The organism is Nonomuraea sp. NPDC050328 (genome assembly GCF_044459405.1).
GTDB lineage: Bacteria > Actinomycetota > Actinomycetes > Streptosporangiales > Streptosporangiaceae > Nonomuraea.
This window is the reverse complement of the sequence record NZ_JBITIW010000011.1, coordinates 92,482-107,471: the sequence shown is the minus strand read 5'-3', so window position 1 is coordinate 107,471 and position 14,990 is coordinate 92,482. Positions and strand designations below refer to the sequence as shown.

Annotated in this window: 14 protein-coding genes; 13 read left to right on the top strand and 1 reads right to left on the bottom strand. The window is 73.7% G+C overall.

What is annotated here, in order from left to right; all coding sequences use genetic code 11:
* The first annotated feature begins 9 nt into the window (after positions 1-9).
* The 13 genes from ACIBG7_RS34340 (at position 10) to ACIBG7_RS34280 (ending at position 13,614) form a co-directional block, all read left to right on the top strand.
* Complete coding sequence (locus ACIBG7_RS34340; RefSeq protein ID WP_397338900.1) at positions 10-1,287, top strand: acyl-CoA dehydrogenase family protein; 1,278 nt, start codon at positions 10-12, stop codon at positions 1,285-1,287.
* Positions 1,284-2,726, top strand: a complete 1,443-nt coding sequence (locus ACIBG7_RS34335) for an aldehyde dehydrogenase family protein (protein WP_397338899.1) — start codon at positions 1,284-1,286, stop codon at positions 2,724-2,726. Before ACIBG7_RS34340 ends, ACIBG7_RS34335 begins: the two co-directional genes overlap by 4 nt.
* The gene (locus ACIBG7_RS34330) at positions 2,723-3,808 is read left to right on the top strand and encodes an FAD-dependent oxidoreductase (RefSeq protein WP_397338897.1); all 1,086 of its coding nucleotides are present in this window, start codon (positions 2,723-2,725) and stop codon (positions 3,806-3,808) included. Before ACIBG7_RS34335 ends, ACIBG7_RS34330 begins: the two co-directional genes overlap by 4 nt.
* The gene (locus ACIBG7_RS34325; protein ID WP_397338896.1) at positions 3,805-5,193 is read left to right on the top strand and encodes an aldehyde dehydrogenase family protein; all 1,389 of its coding nucleotides are present in this window, start codon (positions 3,805-3,807) and stop codon (positions 5,191-5,193) included. The genes ACIBG7_RS34330 and ACIBG7_RS34325 overlap by 4 nt, the downstream gene beginning before the upstream one ends.
* An 81-nt stretch (positions 5,194-5,274) precedes the next feature.
* Entirely contained in the window at positions 5,275-6,210 is a 936-nt protein-coding gene (locus tag ACIBG7_RS34320; RefSeq protein WP_397338895.1) for an alpha/beta hydrolase, read from the top strand.
* Positions 6,211-6,308: 98 nt separating this feature from the next.
* Positions 6,309-7,844: a carbon-nitrogen hydrolase family protein gene (locus tag ACIBG7_RS34315; RefSeq protein ID WP_397338894.1), complete on the top strand. Its 1,536-nt coding sequence runs from the start codon at positions 6,309-6,311 to the stop codon at positions 7,842-7,844.
* Positions 7,841-8,641, top strand: a complete 801-nt coding sequence (locus tag ACIBG7_RS34310; protein WP_397338892.1) for an oxidoreductase — start codon at positions 7,841-7,843, stop codon at positions 8,639-8,641. Before ACIBG7_RS34315 ends, ACIBG7_RS34310 begins: the two co-directional genes overlap by 4 nt.
* Positions 8,638-9,576: a dienelactone hydrolase family protein gene (locus tag ACIBG7_RS34305; RefSeq protein WP_357925838.1), complete on the top strand. Its 939-nt coding sequence runs from the start codon at positions 8,638-8,640 to the stop codon at positions 9,574-9,576. The genes ACIBG7_RS34310 and ACIBG7_RS34305 overlap by 4 nt, the downstream gene beginning before the upstream one ends.
* Positions 9,510-10,643 (top strand): aromatic ring-hydroxylating dioxygenase subunit alpha, encoded by a 1,134-nt coding sequence (locus ACIBG7_RS34300; protein WP_357925835.1) that lies wholly within the window; start codon positions 9,510-9,512, stop codon positions 10,641-10,643. The genes ACIBG7_RS34305 and ACIBG7_RS34300 overlap by 67 nt, the downstream gene beginning before the upstream one ends.
* On the top strand, positions 10,618-11,286 hold the full coding sequence (locus ACIBG7_RS34295) for a hypothetical protein (protein WP_397338891.1): 669 nt from the start codon (positions 10,618-10,620) through the stop codon (positions 11,284-11,286). The genes ACIBG7_RS34300 and ACIBG7_RS34295 overlap by 26 nt, the downstream gene beginning before the upstream one ends.
* The gene (locus ACIBG7_RS34290) at positions 11,283-12,197 is read left to right on the top strand and encodes a hypothetical protein (RefSeq protein WP_397338889.1); all 915 of its coding nucleotides are present in this window, start codon (positions 11,283-11,285) and stop codon (positions 12,195-12,197) included. The genes ACIBG7_RS34295 and ACIBG7_RS34290 overlap by 4 nt, the downstream gene beginning before the upstream one ends.
* On the top strand, positions 12,182-12,877 hold the full coding sequence (locus ACIBG7_RS34285) for an SDR family oxidoreductase (RefSeq protein WP_397338888.1): 696 nt from the start codon (positions 12,182-12,184) through the stop codon (positions 12,875-12,877). Before ACIBG7_RS34290 ends, ACIBG7_RS34285 begins: the two co-directional genes overlap by 16 nt.
* Positions 12,874-13,614 (top strand): arylmalonate decarboxylase, encoded by a 741-nt coding sequence (locus ACIBG7_RS34280; RefSeq protein ID WP_397338887.1) that lies wholly within the window; start codon positions 12,874-12,876, stop codon positions 13,612-13,614. The genes ACIBG7_RS34285 and ACIBG7_RS34280 overlap by 4 nt, the downstream gene beginning before the upstream one ends.
* On the opposite strand, the gene ACIBG7_RS34275 is transcribed toward ACIBG7_RS34280, so the two are convergent.
* Positions 13,600-14,925 (bottom strand): MFS transporter, encoded by a 1,326-nt coding sequence (locus ACIBG7_RS34275; protein WP_397338886.1) that lies wholly within the window; start codon positions 14,923-14,925, stop codon positions 13,600-13,602. The genes ACIBG7_RS34280 and ACIBG7_RS34275 overlap by 15 nt on opposite strands.
* Positions 14,926-14,990 lie beyond the last annotated feature (65 nt).

Genomic DNA, 14,990 nt, shown 5'->3' with positions numbered 1-14,990 from the left:
GGATTGAGCGTGACCGACAGACTGACAGGCGAGCGCCTGGTCGACGACATGACCGAAGCCGAGCGCGCCCGCGCGGAACGGGTGGAGTCGGTGCTGCCGGCGCTGCGCGCCGCGGCGGCCAAGGCCGACGAGGAGGCCCGCTTCCCCGTGGAGCACGTCGCGCTGCTGCGGGAGGCGGGCCTGCTCGGGCTGGTGGTGCCCGAGGAGTACGGCGGGCTGGGGGGCACGCTGCGCGACCTGGCCGCCGCCACCTTCGCGATGGGCACCGCCTGCCCCTCCACCGCCCTGGCCTACTTCTTCCACAACACCAGCGCCTCGCGGGGGCTGCTCCCGCTGGAGGCGATCGAGGCCGGGTTGTTCACCGCGGAGGAGACCCCGGTGGTGCGGGCCTTCGCGGAGAAGGTGCTGACCCGGATGGCGGGCGGCGCCTGGCTGGCCAACTTCGCCTCCGAGTCGGTCAAGAGCTCCGCCGCCAACATCACCATCGCCACCACCGCCCGCCGTACCGAGGGCGGCTGGCTCCTGGACGGCGAGAAGTCCTTCGGCTGCGCGACCGGCGTCGCCGACTACTACCTGACCACGGCCAGGCTCGACGGCTACGACACCGCCGAGGGACTGGTCACCTTCTTCGTGCCGCGCGAGGCGCACGGGGTCGCCACCCGCGCGCCGTGGGACGGGCTCGGGATGCGGGCCACCGCCAACAACGGCATCCGCCTGGACGAGGTGTTCGTCGCCGACGACGAGGCGCTGACCGTGCCTGGCGCCTTCACCCGCATGCTGAAGATGAGCCGCGGCAGCTTCGTGGGCAACCAGCTCGCCATCGCCGCCGTCTACACCGGCTGCGCGCAGAACGTCTACGACGTGGTCGTCGAGCAGCTCACCCGCAAGACCTTCGCCGACACCGGCCGGCCGATCGCCTCCTCCCCCATGCACCAGCAGCTCATCGGCGACATGACCGCCGATCTGGAGACCGCCTACCTGTGGCTGCGCCGGCAGTTGCTCCTGGAGACCTCGCAGCCGCCGCTGCGGCCGAAGGCCGAGGTGTTCCGGCAGTGGCGGCTCGGGAAGGGGTCGGTCACCGAGGCGTGCCACCGGGTGGCGCTGGGGGCGTTCAAGGTGTCCGGCACCTCGGGGGCGATGATGGGCGGGGTCGTGGGACGCGCCCTGCGGGACCTGTCCATGGGGCTGGTGATGACCTTCCCCGCCGAGCGGGGGCGGCTGGAGGTCGCACAGATGGTCACCCAGGACAAGGAGAACGAGCTCTTCGCCACGGCGGAACGGTCATGACCCTTCCGCAGGCGGACCTGGTGGCCGGGCAGTGGGCGGCGTGCACCGAGGACCTCGGTTTCGATCTGGAGAACCCGGCCACCGGAGAGCCGGTCGGCAGAGCGCTCGGCTCCTCCGGCGCCCGCCTGGAGGCGGCGCTGGCCGCGGCCGAACGGGCCGCCCCCGGGTGGGAGGCCACCCCCGCCGAGGAGCGGGCCGCGCTGCTGGAGCGGGTGTCGGCCGAGCTGAACCGGCCGCTGCCGCCCGACGGGCCCGGCCGGTCCTCGGCGTCGGAGGAGCCGGTCACGGTGGCGGAGCGGATCGCCGCGCTGGAGTCCTTCGCCACGGGCGTGCCGATCACGCAGACCGGCGCGCTGGCCGTGATCGTGCACGGCGCTTTCGCGCTGGCGGCGGCCCAGGTGCGAGCGGGCCTGCTCGACGCCTCGCGCGAGGGCGTGGAGGTGCGCCGGATGCCGTGGGGCCCGGCGCTCTGCCTGGTGCCGTGGAACGCGCCCGCGCCGATGGCCGCGCACAAGGCGGCGAGCGCGCTGGCGGCGGGCTGCCCGGTGATCCTCAAGGTCAGCGAGTACGCCCCCTACGGGACGCAGGTGCTCGCCGAGGTGCTGGGCGAGGTGCTGCCGCCCGGCGTGTTCCAGCTCGTGCACGGCGGCCCGCGGGAGGGAGCGCGGCTGGCCGAGGACGCGCGGATCAGGGCGGTCTCCTTCACCGGCGGCCTGGCCGGCGGCCGGTCGGTGGCCCTCGCCTCGGCGGCGCGCCTGCGTCCGGCGCAACTGGAGCTGGGCGGCAACAACCCGCTCCTCGTCCTGCCCGACGCCGATGTCGGGGCCGCCGCCACCGCGGCGGCGAACCTGCTGACGACGCTCAACGGCCAGTGGTGCCGGGCGCTCGGCAGGCTCCTCGTCCCCCGGGCCGCACTCGGGGACATCGTGGCGGCGACCGGGGAACGGCTGGCCGCGCTGCGGATCGGCGATCCGCTGCTGCCGGAGACGGAGTTCGGGCCGCTCGTGCACTCGGCGCACCTGCGCCGGGTCCGGGCGGCCATCGGCCTGGCCGGCGGCCACGCGACCGCCTACGGCGACATCCCGGACAAGGGACACTTCCTCCCGCCCACGCTGATCACCGGCGCCGACCTGGCCGACGAGATCTTCGGCCCGGTGGCCGCCGTCGTGCCGTACGACACGGTGGAGGAGGCGGTCGAGCTGGCCAACGCCACCGGCCACGGGCTGGAGGGGTACGTGATCGGCGCCGACGAGGAGCGGGCGCTCGCGACCGCCCGGCGGATCCGGGCCGGCGAGGTCAAGGTCAACGGCTCCAGCGTGCTGAGCCTGCACCTGATGACACCGCGTCCGGCCTGGGGGCTGTCGGGCCTGGGCGAGGAGGGCACCGCCGAGACCATTCTGTTCTTCACCGGGGCCAGGGTGGTCGGGGTGGAGCGGTGAGCGTCCTCGTGGCCGGCGCCGGGCCCGTCGGCCTGAGCGCCGCGCTCGTGCTGGCGGTCGGCGGGATGCCCGTCACCGTGCTGGAGGCGGGCGACGAACCGGCCGCCGAGTCGCGGGCCTCCACCTTCCACCCGCCGACCCTGGAGATGCTCGCCGACCTGGGGGTGCTGGGCGAGTTGCTGGAGCGGGGCCTGGTGGCCCGCACCTTCCAGTACCGCGACCGCCGCGGCGGCCCGATCGCCACGCTCGACCTGGGCGTGCTCGCGGCCGACACCCCCTACCCCTTCCGCGTGCAGTGCGAGCAGAACAAGCTCTGCGCGATCCTGCTGGAGCACGTGCGGCGGCACGGGGGCGAGGTCCTGTTCGGGCGGGAGGTGCGCGAGGTCGATGATCGGACGGTCACGACCGCCACGGGAGAGCGCCACACCGCCGACTGGATCATCGCCGCCGACGGCGCCCACTCCGCGGTACGGCGAGCGCTCGGCATCGGCTTCGAGGGCCTGACCTACCCGGAGACCTTCCTGGTCGCCTCCGTGGAGGAGGACCTGGCGGCCCTGCTGCCCGGCCTCGCCCCGATCAACTACGTCTTCGACCCCGAGGAGTGGCTGGTCCTGCTGCGGACGCCCGACCATTGGCGGGTCCTGCTGCCGGACGGGCCCGGCGAGCTGCGGGACCGGCTGCGCGCGGTCGCCGACCCGGGACGCGAATGGAAGATCAGGCACGCCACCCCGTACCGGGTGCACCAGCGGGTGGCCACCCGGTTCCTGGCCGGCCGGGTGCTCCTGGCGGGGGACGCGGCGCACGTCAACAACCCGCTCGGCGGGCTGGGCATGAACAGCGGCATCCACGACGCCGTCCTCATGGCCGGAGCCCTCCTCGGCCGCGACTCGCCCGGACGGGTGGCCGCCAGGCGGCGGGCGGTGGCGCTGGAGCACGTGCAGGCGATCAGTCACCGCAACTGGGCGCGGATGCGCTCCCCCGCCGCGCACGACGAGCTGCGCGCGCTGGCCGCGGACCCGGTGGCGGCCAGGGAGCACCTGCTGCGCGCCTGCCTGATCTCCTCGCTCCGGGAGCCGGGGTGATCGTCCGGGAGAACCCGGCGCGGATCCGCGAGGTCGTGGGACGCGTCGCCGAGACCGACCCCGGCGCCGCCGTCCGCCGCGCCGAGGCCGCGGGACGGGAGTGGTCGGCCCGCGCGCCGGCCGACCGGATCGACGCCCTGCGCCGCAGCGCCGCCGCCGTGCAGGCCCGGGCCGGGGAGCTGGCCGTCCTGCTGGCCAGGGAGACGGGCAAGCCGCTGGCCGACTGCCGTGGCGAGCTCGCCTTCGCCCTGGCCCACCTGCGCTGGGTCTGCGATCACGCGCCCCGGGTGCTCGGCGAGCGCCTGTTCGACGACGAGGCGGGCCGGCTGCTGATCCGGCGCAAGCCGTACGGCGTGGTCGTCTGCATCACCCCGTGGAACGCGCCGGTCATCCTGGCGATGCTCAAGCTCGCTCCGGCGCTGGCGGCGGGCAACACCTGCGTGATCAAGCCGTCGCCGCTGGCCCCGCTGGCGGTGAGCGAGGTGGCGGCGGCGCTGCCCGGCGTCGAGGTCGTGCACGGCGGCGCGGCGGCCGGGCAGGCGCTGGTCGGCCATCCGCTGGTCCGCAAGGTGGCGTTCACCGGCGGCGACGCGGCGGGCCGGCAGATCGCGGCGGCGGCCGGGGCGATGCTCACGCCCACCGTGCTGGAGCTGGGCGGCAACGACCCCGCGCTGCTGCTGCCGGACTTCTCGCTGACCGGCCAGGACTACGAGCGCCTGGTGATGGCGTCGTTCGCGACCAGCGGGCAGGTCTGCATGGCGGCCAAGCGGCTCTACGTCCCGCGGGCCAGGGCCGGCGAGTTCACGGCCGCCTACGTCGCGGCCGCCGAGCGGATCCTGCTCGTCGGCGATCCGCTGACGCCGGGCGTCACCATGGGACCGGTCATCAGCGCGCAGGCGGCCGAGCGGATCAGGGCGCTGGTTCCGGGTACGGCGGTGCCGCTGGGCCGCTCCACCGGCGACCTGGGCGCCGGCTATTTCGTGCCCCCGGTGCTCGTGCCGGATCTGCCGGACGACGCGCCGCTGGTGACGCAGGAGCAGTTCGGTCCCGCCGTGCCGCTGCTCCTGTACGACACGGTGGACGAGGCCGTCGCCAGGGCCAACCACAGCGAGCTCGGCCTGGCCGCCTCGGTCTGGTCGGCGGACGAGGACCGCGCGTTCGCCGTCGCCGACCGGCTGGAGGCGGGCTTCGTCTTCGTCAACACGCACAACCGCACCGGGATGTCGTTGCGCGCCCCCTTCGGCGGGGTCAAGCGCAGCGGCCACGGCCGCGAGTACGGCGAGGAGGGGCTGCTGGAGTACGTCCAGAGCACCGTGGTGCACGCTCCGGCCGCCTTCCGGCCCGGCGGCCCCGGCCTGGCGGCCACCGCCTACCCCCTCCCCTGACGCGACCGGCGGCTGGAACCGGTCTTGACTTCAAATGGAAACGCCGTTTCTTTATAAGAAACACCGTTCCGAGGAGGAGCCTTGAGCCTCAGAAGCCTGCCGGCCGCGTTCGTCGTCACCGCGGCCCTGCTGCACACCCCCGCGCACGCCCAGTCGGTCACCAAGATCGAGAACACGGTGGAGATCCGCTGCGCCTTCACCACGCTCCGCCAGAGCAGCGACTGGTACTTCCCGTCCGGCCCGCCGAAAGCCCTGCTGTGGTTACAGCACGGCTTCGCCGGCTCCAACGACGGCATGACCGACACCGCGCAGCGCTTCGCGGCCGACGGCTTCCTCGTCTTCGCCCCGACGCTGCCCTCGGCCAACATCTTCGGCTGCACGCTGCAGAACCTCGGCAACAACACCGCCTTCCTGGGCAACGTCGCCGACGTGCTGGCCGGCGGGCTCGACCGGAGCTTCGCCGACGCCAGGGCCAGGGCGGGGCGGCCCGATCTGGCCCTGCCCGGCGCGTTCGTCCTCGCCGGGCACTCGGCCGGCGGCGAGGCCGTGCCGTACGTCGCCCAGCAGCTCCGGGCCCGCCACCCGGCCGCCTTCGCCAAGGTGCGCGGGCTGATCCTGTTCGACCCGGTGAAGTCGCTCGCCGGCGACAACCTCGGCAGCTCGCTCAACCACCTCGCCAACACCAGCCTGCCGATCCTGGCGATCTCCTCGCCGCCCTACTCCTGCAACAGCGGGGGCAGCGGCACGCAGGAGCTGACCGAGCAGCTCGCCAGGCCCTTCCTGGGCGTCCGGCTGACCACCGGCTCGCACATCGACGTCGAGGGCTCCAGCGCCACCGGGCCGGAGAAGCTGGCCTGCGGCACCCCGCAGGCCCAGAACGTCTCCGCGCTGCAGACCCTCGCCAAGGGCTGGGCGGGCGACTTCGTCAGCGGGACCACGACCCCCGGCCTCTACCCGGGCGGCGACTACTTCGAGAGCCTGCGCTCGGCGGGCGTGATCCAGCCGCTCGTGCCGTAGCCGTGACCCGTGGGGAGATGTCGCGCACTGGACATCTCCCCCGCTTTCGCGAGATCCTGCTTGGAAACACTGTTTCGCTATACGTAACAGGAGGCACCGTGGTGCGTGTCGCCGCCGTGCAGTACGAGGTGGGCACGGACATCGCCGCCAACCTCGCCACCACCCTGCGCCTGATCGACGCCGCGGCGGCGGAGGGCGCCGAACTGATCGTGCTCCCCGAGTTCTGCCACCACCTGTCCTGGTACGAGAGTCGCGAGCAGGCCCGCGCCCTGGCCTGCCGGCACGGCGACCCGTTCCTGAGCGCGGTCGCCGCGCGGGCGGCCCGGCACGGCGCGCACGTCAAGATCGGCGTCACCCTCGCCCGGCCGGACGGCCGCACCACCGGCGCCTCCCTGCTGTACGGCCCGGCGGGGCAGCTCCTCGGCGAGGCCGACAAGCAGGTGCTGATGGGCGCGGAGAACGACCACCTGTCCCCCGGCACCGAGGCCGGCCCGGTCCTGGACACCCCCGTGGGACGCCTGGGCCTGTACGCCTGCATGGAGGGCGTCATCTGCGAGGTCACCCGCGGGCTCGCGCTGCGGGGCGCGCAGGTCCTGCTCAACAGCCTCAACTCCTTCGCCGTCGACGAGGCGTCCCTGCACGTCCCGGTCCGCGCCGCGGAGAACAAGGTCTGGGTCGTGGCGGCCAACAAGGTCGGCCCGCTCATCCCCGCCGACCGGCTGGAGGCGGTGAGCGAGGGCCTGCGCGTGCCGCCGGAGTGGCTGCACGGCGCCGGCGAGAGCCAGATCGTCGCCCCCGACGGCAGCGTCGTCGCCCGCGCGCCCCGCACCGGCGAGGCGGTCGTCGTGGCCGACATCGACCCGGGCGCGGCCGACGCCGAGCGGGCCGCCCTGCTCGCCGGCCGCCGGCCCGCCCGCTACGGCCCGCTCGCCGCGCCCGCGCCGGGCCGCACGGCTGCGGCCGGCGCCGGCAGCCTCCCGGTCGCGGTGGTGCGGGGCGACGCCGCCCTGGTACGGCAGGCCGCCACCGAAGGCGCCCTGCTCGTCGTGCTCCCCGAGGGCTCACCCGTCTCCACCGAGGAGGCGGCGCGAGCCGTACGCGGGACGACCTGCCACGTCGTCACCGGCGACGCCACCCTCGTCGGGCCCGGCGGACCCGTGACCGGCGGGGACGGCCCCGCCGGGATCCACGTGCTCCCCTGGGGACGGCTCGCGATCGTCACCGGCGAGGCCGCCCGGCACCCCGAGGAGTTCCGGCTGGCCGCGCTGGCCGACGCCGACGTGGTGGCCGTGCCGTTCACCCCGCGCGAGCCGTGGGAGCTGCGCCTGGGCCTGCTGGAGCGGGCGGCGGAGAACCGGCTGAACCTGGTCGCCGCCGGGCCGGACGGCCCCGACGGGCTGGCCGGCGCGATCCTCGGCCTGTCCCCCGACTTCACCCTGTGGACCGCCTGGCAAGGCCCCTTCACCGGCCGGATCAGCCATCCCCTCGTGACCCACGTCAAGAACACCGACCTGCTCGTCCACGGCGTCGTCGCCCCCGCGCAGGCCGTCAACCGGCTCGTCTCGCGCGGCACCGACCTGGTGGCCGGGCGGCCGTGGCGGGCGGCCGGCGCCCTCCTGGAAGGACCCCAGTGAACGAAACCCTGCAACACGTGGAGCAGATGCTCGACGAGTCCCCCGTCGTCGACGTCACCGAGACGTTCGAGCGGATGCGGGACCTGCTCGCCGAGCTGAAAGCCAAGATCGACGCCCGCTTCGAGCTGAGCCTCGACCCCGCCTCCCCCGGCGCGTACGGCTCCCGCCCGGACGGGCCCGGCGGCCGGCTCGACGCCTACACCGGGCCGGAGGTCGACTGGATGGTCCACTCCTGGCTCGGCGACCCCACGGCCGGCTTCGCCAACCTGCACCTGACCGTCTGGCTCGGGCCGCACATCCGGGTGCCGCACCTCGGGATCGCCCTGCTCGTGTGGCCGGAGGGCTGGTTCTACCAGGACTTCCTGCCCAGGGCCGGGCTGACCCGGGACGCCGGGTACTTCGACCGCTACTACACGCCGTCCGAGGCCGGCTGGCTCGCCTTCCGGGAGAGCAACCCGGACTTCACCTGGTTCACCAGCCGCGCCGCCTTCATCCGGGCCAGCCTGTCCCCCACCGCCTTCTGCTACTCCTTCCCGCGCGAGCCGGCCCACCTCGACACCGTGCGCGGGGTGCTGCACGAGCGCGTGGACCGCTGGCTGACCTGGGTGGACGAGGCGGAACCCGTCCCGGTCCAGGAGCGGCCGGCCCTGGCCGCGGCGGACCTGGCGACGCGGCGCAACATCGCCGAGCGCGACCCGGCCAACGTGATGGGCGTGCGTTACTTCGGCGAGCGGGAGACCGAACGCCTGGTCAGAGGCCTGTGGGGCGGCGACCGCACGCTGCCGGGGCCGGCATGATCCGCTCGCTGTGGTGGGCGGCCGGGACCGGCCGGTTCGACACCGCCCACCTGAAGATCTACTACCCGGCCGCCGAGGACGGCGACCGGCTGACCGGCGTCTTCCCGCCGGCCGGCGGGCCGTACCCGGTGGTGCTGTTCGTCTCCGGCATCAACGTCGGCCAGGACGCCTACCGCTGGCTGGCCACCGAGATCGCCGCCGCGGGGTTCGTGTGCGTGACCTTCGACCGGGTGGGCGAGCTGTTCGGCGGCGAGTACGGGCTGACGCCCGGGGTGGACCTGGACGCGGCCAGGCCCCAGGTGTACGGCTCGCGCCCGACCTGCCCGGCCCTCGGCGAGATCCTGGCGGCACTGACGGAGATCGACCTGCTCAGAGGCGTCATCGACCTGGAGCGGGTGGCCCTGGGCGGGCACTCGGCCGGCGGCTCGGTGGTGCTCCAGTCGGCCCGCTACTTCCCCGGCGTGCGGGCGGTCTTCGCCTACGGCGCGCACACGATGGTGGCGACCATGCTCGGCTGGCCGCCGGGCACGGTGGTGCCCGCGCAGGTGGACTGCCCGGTGCTGCTGGCGGGCGGCACCCGCGACGGCGTGATCACGGGCAGCGCCGACCGCTACGGCCAGGAGGGCCACGACCCCGTCCGGCGGACCTTCGAGGAGGCGCTGCCGCCCGGCGAGCACCTGCTGGCCGTGCTCGAGGGAGCCAACCACTTCACGATCGCCGACCCGGTGGACCGGACGGCCGCCCGCGCCTTCCTGGACCTGCCCGCCACCTCGGAGCCCCGCGCCGAGCTGGCCCGGTTGTTCACCCTGTTCCTGCGCACGCACCTGCACGGTGACGCGCGGGCGCGGGCCGCCCTCGAGGAGGAGCCATGCTCAAGAACTTCTGGTACGCCGTCGAGTTCAGCCACGCCGTCCAGCGGCAGCCGCGGAAGGTGACCTGCCTGGGTCAGGACTTCGTGCTGTGGCGGCGGCGCAACGGCGAGGTGGCCCTGCTGTCGGACCTGTGCGTGCACCGCGGCGGCGCGCTGTCGATGGGCCGGCTGGCCGGCGACGACCGGATCGCCTGCCCGTACCACGGCTGGGAGTACGAGCCGGACGGCACCTGCGTGAAGATCCCGGCCAATCCCGGCGGCCGCGGCATTCCCAAGAAGGCGCGGGTGGACGCCTATCCGGCCGTGGAGCGCCACGGCATGGTCTGGGCCTTCCTCGGCGACCTGCCCGAGGAGCGGCGCCCGCCGATCCCGCACATCCCCGAGCACGACGACCCCGCCTTCCGGGCGGTCTACTACGAGACGACGATCAACGCCAACTACGAGCGCACGATGGAGAACGTCGTCGACGCGGCGCACGCGCCGTTCGTGCACGGCACCGCGTTCGGCAATCCGGACAAGCCGCAGATCCCGGACTTCGAGCTCACCCAGGACGAGTGGAAGTGCGAGGCCGACATCCGGATGAGCCCGCCGCCCGCCAAGGGCCTGTGGAGCCGGCTGTACAAGAAGGAGCAGCAGGAGGTGGTGGTCACCAACGGCTGGTACCTGCCCAACGTGGTCAAGCTGCACGTCCGGCTGCCCTTCGGCGACATGCTGCTCTACGACTTCAACATCCCGCTGTCCCAGGACCGCACGCTCGTCAAGATCATCGGCTTCCGCAACTTCTTCACCCGCAAGTGGGCCGACCGGGACGCGATCCGGCGGATCGGCAAGATCTTCGAGCAGGACCGGGTGGTCGTGGAAGCCCAGCGGCCCGAACTGCTGCCCTTCGACCTGTCGGCCGAACTGCACATCCGCAGCGACGCCCTCCAGGTCGCCTACCGGCGCCGGCGCCAGCAGCTCATCGACGACGGCTGGTGGATCGGCGACGACGACCTCGTGACCGGCGACGTCCCGCGCCGCCGGGCCACCGTCATCCCCTCGCCCGCCCGGCGCGACAACCCCGAACTGGCCCGCGCGTGGGTCCACAAGACCAGAGGAGGCGGCGATGAGCCTGCCCACGGCGCTGAGTGAGCGCACCCTGGAGCGGCTCGTGACCGCTCTCGGCCTGGAGGTCGCCGAGCAGGTGCCGCTGAGCGCGGGCCACCTGACCGTGCTGCGCGCCCCGCTCGTGGACAAGGTGGTGACCGTCAGCCTGGCGGTGCCGCCGATCGGCCTGGACAGCCACATGATCTTCGCCTTCACGCCCCCGGAGTCCGCGGTCCCGCACTTCACGCTGGACGCGGTCGCCTCGGCCGACTACCACGCGATGCACCTGGACCTGATCCCGCGCGCGGAGCTGGCCACCCACCTGGCCTACCTCGACGCCTGCTTCCTGCCGCTGACCGAACCGCTGGAGCGGGCCTGGCGGCTCGACGGCCTCTCCCCCGCGGCGGTGGGCCCCCGGCAGCGGGCGATGATGTCGCCCTGGATGCTGGTCTGCCGCGCCACCGAGGCGGCCTTCGCCGGGCTGGACCCGACGGTGGACACCTACCTCGACCACTGGCTGGCCCTGCTCGGCGGCGGCGTGCCCCCGGTGGACGGGGACCTGGCCGCGCGGGACGCGGCCAACCGGGCCAACCTCTTCGACCCGGACGTGGACCCGGTCTGGGCCCAGGTGCGCCGGCTCCTCGGCGAGGAACAGGCCGAACGCGTCAGGAAGGAACTCCTCGCATGAGCGAGCCCAGCGTCTGGCAGCAGCGCATCGCCGGCGAGTGGCACGGCAAGCCCTCCCTGTTCGACGCCACCGGCACCTGGGTGGGCTTCGAGCAGGTCACGCGCTCGTCGGTGTTCGAGAACGGCACGACCACCTACTACATGGACGGCGGCCTGGAGGCGGGCGGCCCGCTCGCCGGGCGGTTCCGGCTCGGCGCGCCGTTCGCGTTCGGGGTGATCGACTCCGACGCCGACCGCGTGTACACCGGGCCCGACTTCTACGGCACCGGCCAGCCGTACGGCGGGTTCGTCGACGCCCACTACTACAGCCCCGGCTGGCAGGTGGACCTCAACACCTGGAACCAGACGATCGGCGACCTGCAGGTCTACTCGTCGCTGATGTACCAGGGACCGGCGATCGTGGCCGCCTTCAACGGCCTGTACACCCGCGAGGCCGCTAAGGTCGAGCAGTGGATCGCCGACGAGACCGCCAACGGCCCGGCCTCCTTCATCCTGCCCACCAAGACCGCCGGCGCCTACCGCGGCACGTGCGAGCTGTACGGCGCGGACCAGAAGCCGGGCGGCACGGTGGACATCACCGTGGAGCTGGAGCCGATCACCCTGCTCAGGACCCGCCACCACGTCACCTGGACGGGTGCGCTGGAGCGCCGGCACACCGTCGAGGTGCGCCGTGACGGCTTCCGCTCCTTCTACGAAGGGCCCGGGGCCTGGGGCAACGCGCAGGCGTACGGCAGGGCGAACTATCCCAGCCTGCACTTCACCGACGTGGGGAAGCTCAAGGGCCGGGAGTTCATGGTCGACGCCACCCAGGGCATGGGCGCGGGCAGGACGCTCGCCGTCGTCTACCAGCTGTTCGAGGGCGGCCGGCCGGCGGCCGTGGTCCACGGGGTCCTGACATGGTCATCGTCGTGACGGGCGGGACCCGCGGCATCGGCCGCGGGCTCGCCGAGCACTTCACCCGGCTCGGGCACCAGGTCGTCGTCTGCGGCTCCAAGGACGGTGACGTGCGCGAGCGCGAGCAGCTCCAGGCCGTGTGGGACAGGGCCGTGCGCGAACACGGCCGCGTCGACATGTGGATCAACAACGCCGGGATCACCCAGTCCCGGCTGCCGCTGTGGGAGCTGCCCGCCGAGGAGGCGCACCGCGTGGTCGACGTGAACCTCAACGGGGTGATCAACGGGTGCGCGGTCGCCCTGGCCGGGATGGCCCGGCAGGGCCACGGCCACGTCTGGAACATGGAGGGCCTGGGCAGCGACGGCCGGGCGGTGGCCGGGCTGGCCGTCTACGGCGCGACCAAGCGGGCGCTGACCTACCTGACGCTGGCCCTGGCCAAGGAGGTGCCGCCCGGGGTCTCGGTGGGCCTGCTCAGCCCCGGCATGGTCACCACCGACCTGCTGCTGCACGACCTGACCCCGCGCAGCAGGAAGGTCTATGACATCCTCGCCGACCGGGTGGAGACGGTGACGCCGTGGCTGGCCGAGCAGGCTCTCGCCAAGGCCGCCAACGGCGCGCACGTGCGCTGGCTGACCCCGCGCAAGGTGCTCTACCGCTTCGTCACCGCCCCCTTCACCCGACGGAAGGTGCTCCCGTGACCGACGCGCTCGGCTGGCGGCGCAAGTTCGGCGTGATCGCGCCGTCCACCAACACCGTCGTCGAACCCGACTTCTACCGCATGATCGTGCCCGGGGTGACGGCGCACTTCAGCCGGATCCACATCCGCGACGGCAACATGGCCGGGAACATCGGCATGGAACGATTGCTCGACCAGATCCGCGCGGAGATCGGCGCCGCCTGCGAGCGGGTGCTGACCTGCGAGCCGGACGCCATGGTGATGGGCATGTCGGCCGAGACGTTCTGGGGCGGCGTCGAGGGTAACCGGCAGTTCGTCCGGCAGATCCACGACCTCACCGGCCTCCAGGTGGCCACCGGCGCCGAGGCCTGCGAGCGGGCACTACACCTGTACGGCGCCCGCCGCATCGGCGTCGTCACCCCCTACCAGCCGGTGGGCGACGAGAACGTGGTCAGGTTCTTCTCCGAGATCGGCTTCGAGGTGGCCGCCATCAAGGGCCTCAAGTGCCCGACGGCCGTCTCCATCGCCCACGTCACCGAGGCCGAGCTCAGGCAGGCCCTGATCGAGGTCGCGCCCGGCGTCGACGCGATCGTCCAGTGCGGCACGAACCTGTCCATGGTCGGGCTGGCCGACGAGGCCGAGCGCTGGCTCGGCCTGCCGGTCATCGCCATCAACGCGGCCACCTGGTGGATGGCGTTGCGCTCCAACGGCATCCCCGACCAGGTGCACGGCGCCGGCAGCCTGCTACGGGAGCACTGACAACGCGGCCCGCCGGTCCGCCTCCAGGCTGGACCGGCCCCGCAGCGTCAGCAGCGCGCCGAGCACCAGCGGCACGGCGAGCAGCGCGTAGGCCACCCGCAGCGAGCCGGTGGCCTCCGAGGCCGCGCCCACCAGCAGCGGGCCGAACGCCCCCGCCAGCGACACCACGAACTGCGACAGGGCGAAACCCAGCCCCCGCCGCGCGGCCGGCACCACGTCGGCCACGGCGGCGGTGAGGGCGGGGATGGCCAGCATGATGCCGAAGTTGGCCACCCCCAGGAACAGGAGCTGGACGCCCAGCACCGGCACCGCCACCGACGCGGCCAGACTCAGCGCGCCGATCAGCAGCCCGACGGCGCCCAGCGTCACCCGCCGGTGCGCCCACCGGTCGCCCAGGCGGGCGCTGACCAACGCACCGGCGATCATCCCGGCCAGGCCCACGCCGCCGGCGATCGCGGAGGCCGCACCGGCCGGCAGGCCGAAGGTGCGGGCGTAGAAGGTGGGCAGCCAGAACATCAGGCCGCCCAGGCCGAAGAAGAGCGTGCTGAGGCCGATCACGATCGCGCGCAGCGTCCTGATCGACAGCAGGCCGTACAGCTCCCGCAGGATTGGGAGGCTCGGGGTGACGGGCTGCTCCTTGGGCTGCTCGCCCGAGCGCAGCAGCTCGATGCGGTCGCCGGTGCCCCTGGCCGGCTCGCGCAGGGTCAGGCAGAGCAGGGCGATGATCAGTCCGGGCACTGCGACCAGGAAGAACATCGTGCGCCAGCCGTACAGGCCGGCCAGCGCGCCGCCCGCGATGACGCCGCCGGCCGGGCCGGCGAAGTAGCCGAACCGCTCCATGGCGAAGGCCCGCGCCCGGCTGCTGCCCGGGAAGTAGTCGGCCAGCAGGCTGGAGCCGGCCGGGTTGTAGAGCAACCCGGCGCCGCCGAGCACCACCCGCACGGCGAACAGCATGGCGTAGGTGGTGACCAGGCCGCTGCCGAGCGTCAGCAGCGACCAGACGCCCACGACGGCGGCCACGATCCACGTCCGGCGGCCCCGGTCGGCCAGCCGGCCGGCCGGGATGAGCAGGACGATCCCGGCCACCGCGGCCGCGGAGGCGATCGCGCCGCCGGCGGTGTCGCCGAAGCCGAGCTCCCGCTGGATGACGGGGAGCGCCCCCGCCATCAGGTTGAACTCCACCCGGTCGATGAAGGCGACCAGGGCGATGCAGACGGCGGGCCACCAGCCGAACGGGGCGGCCGAGTCCAGCCTGACCCGTAACGGCGCGCGACCCGCCACCGGGATGTCGACGTGCTCGTCAGCGGTCATGTGCGCGCTCCTCGGCCGCAGGTCCTCGTGCCGCACATCGTTATGGAAACGCCGTTTCCCGTCAA

What these genes read in the sequence shown, in the direction of transcription:
- ACIBG7_RS34335 (WP_397338899.1), top strand. Translation starts at nt 1,284, where the DNA reads ATGACCCTTCCGCAGGCGGACCTGGTGGCCGGGCAGTGGGCGGCGTGC.
- ACIBG7_RS34305 (WP_357925838.1), top strand. Translation starts at nt 8,638, where the DNA reads ATGATCCGCTCGCTGTGGTGGGCGGCCGGGACCGGCCGGTTCGACACC.
- ACIBG7_RS34300 (WP_357925835.1), top strand. Translation starts at nt 9,510, where the DNA reads ATGCTCAAGAACTTCTGGTACGCCGTCGAGTTCAGCCACGCCGTCCAG.
- ACIBG7_RS34295 (WP_397338891.1), top strand. Translation starts at nt 10,618, where the DNA reads ATGAGCCTGCCCACGGCGCTGAGTGAGCGCACCCTGGAGCGGCTCGTG.
- ACIBG7_RS34290 (WP_397338889.1), top strand. Translation starts at nt 11,283, where the DNA reads ATGAGCGAGCCCAGCGTCTGGCAGCAGCGCATCGCCGGCGAGTGGCAC.
- ACIBG7_RS34285 (WP_397338888.1), top strand. Translation starts at nt 12,182, where the DNA reads ATGGTCATCGTCGTGACGGGCGGGACCCGCGGCATCGGCCGCGGGCTC.
- ACIBG7_RS34275 (WP_397338886.1), bottom strand. Translation starts at nt 14,925, where the DNA reads ATGACCGCTGACGAGCACGTCGACATCCCGGTGGCGGGTCGCGCGCCG.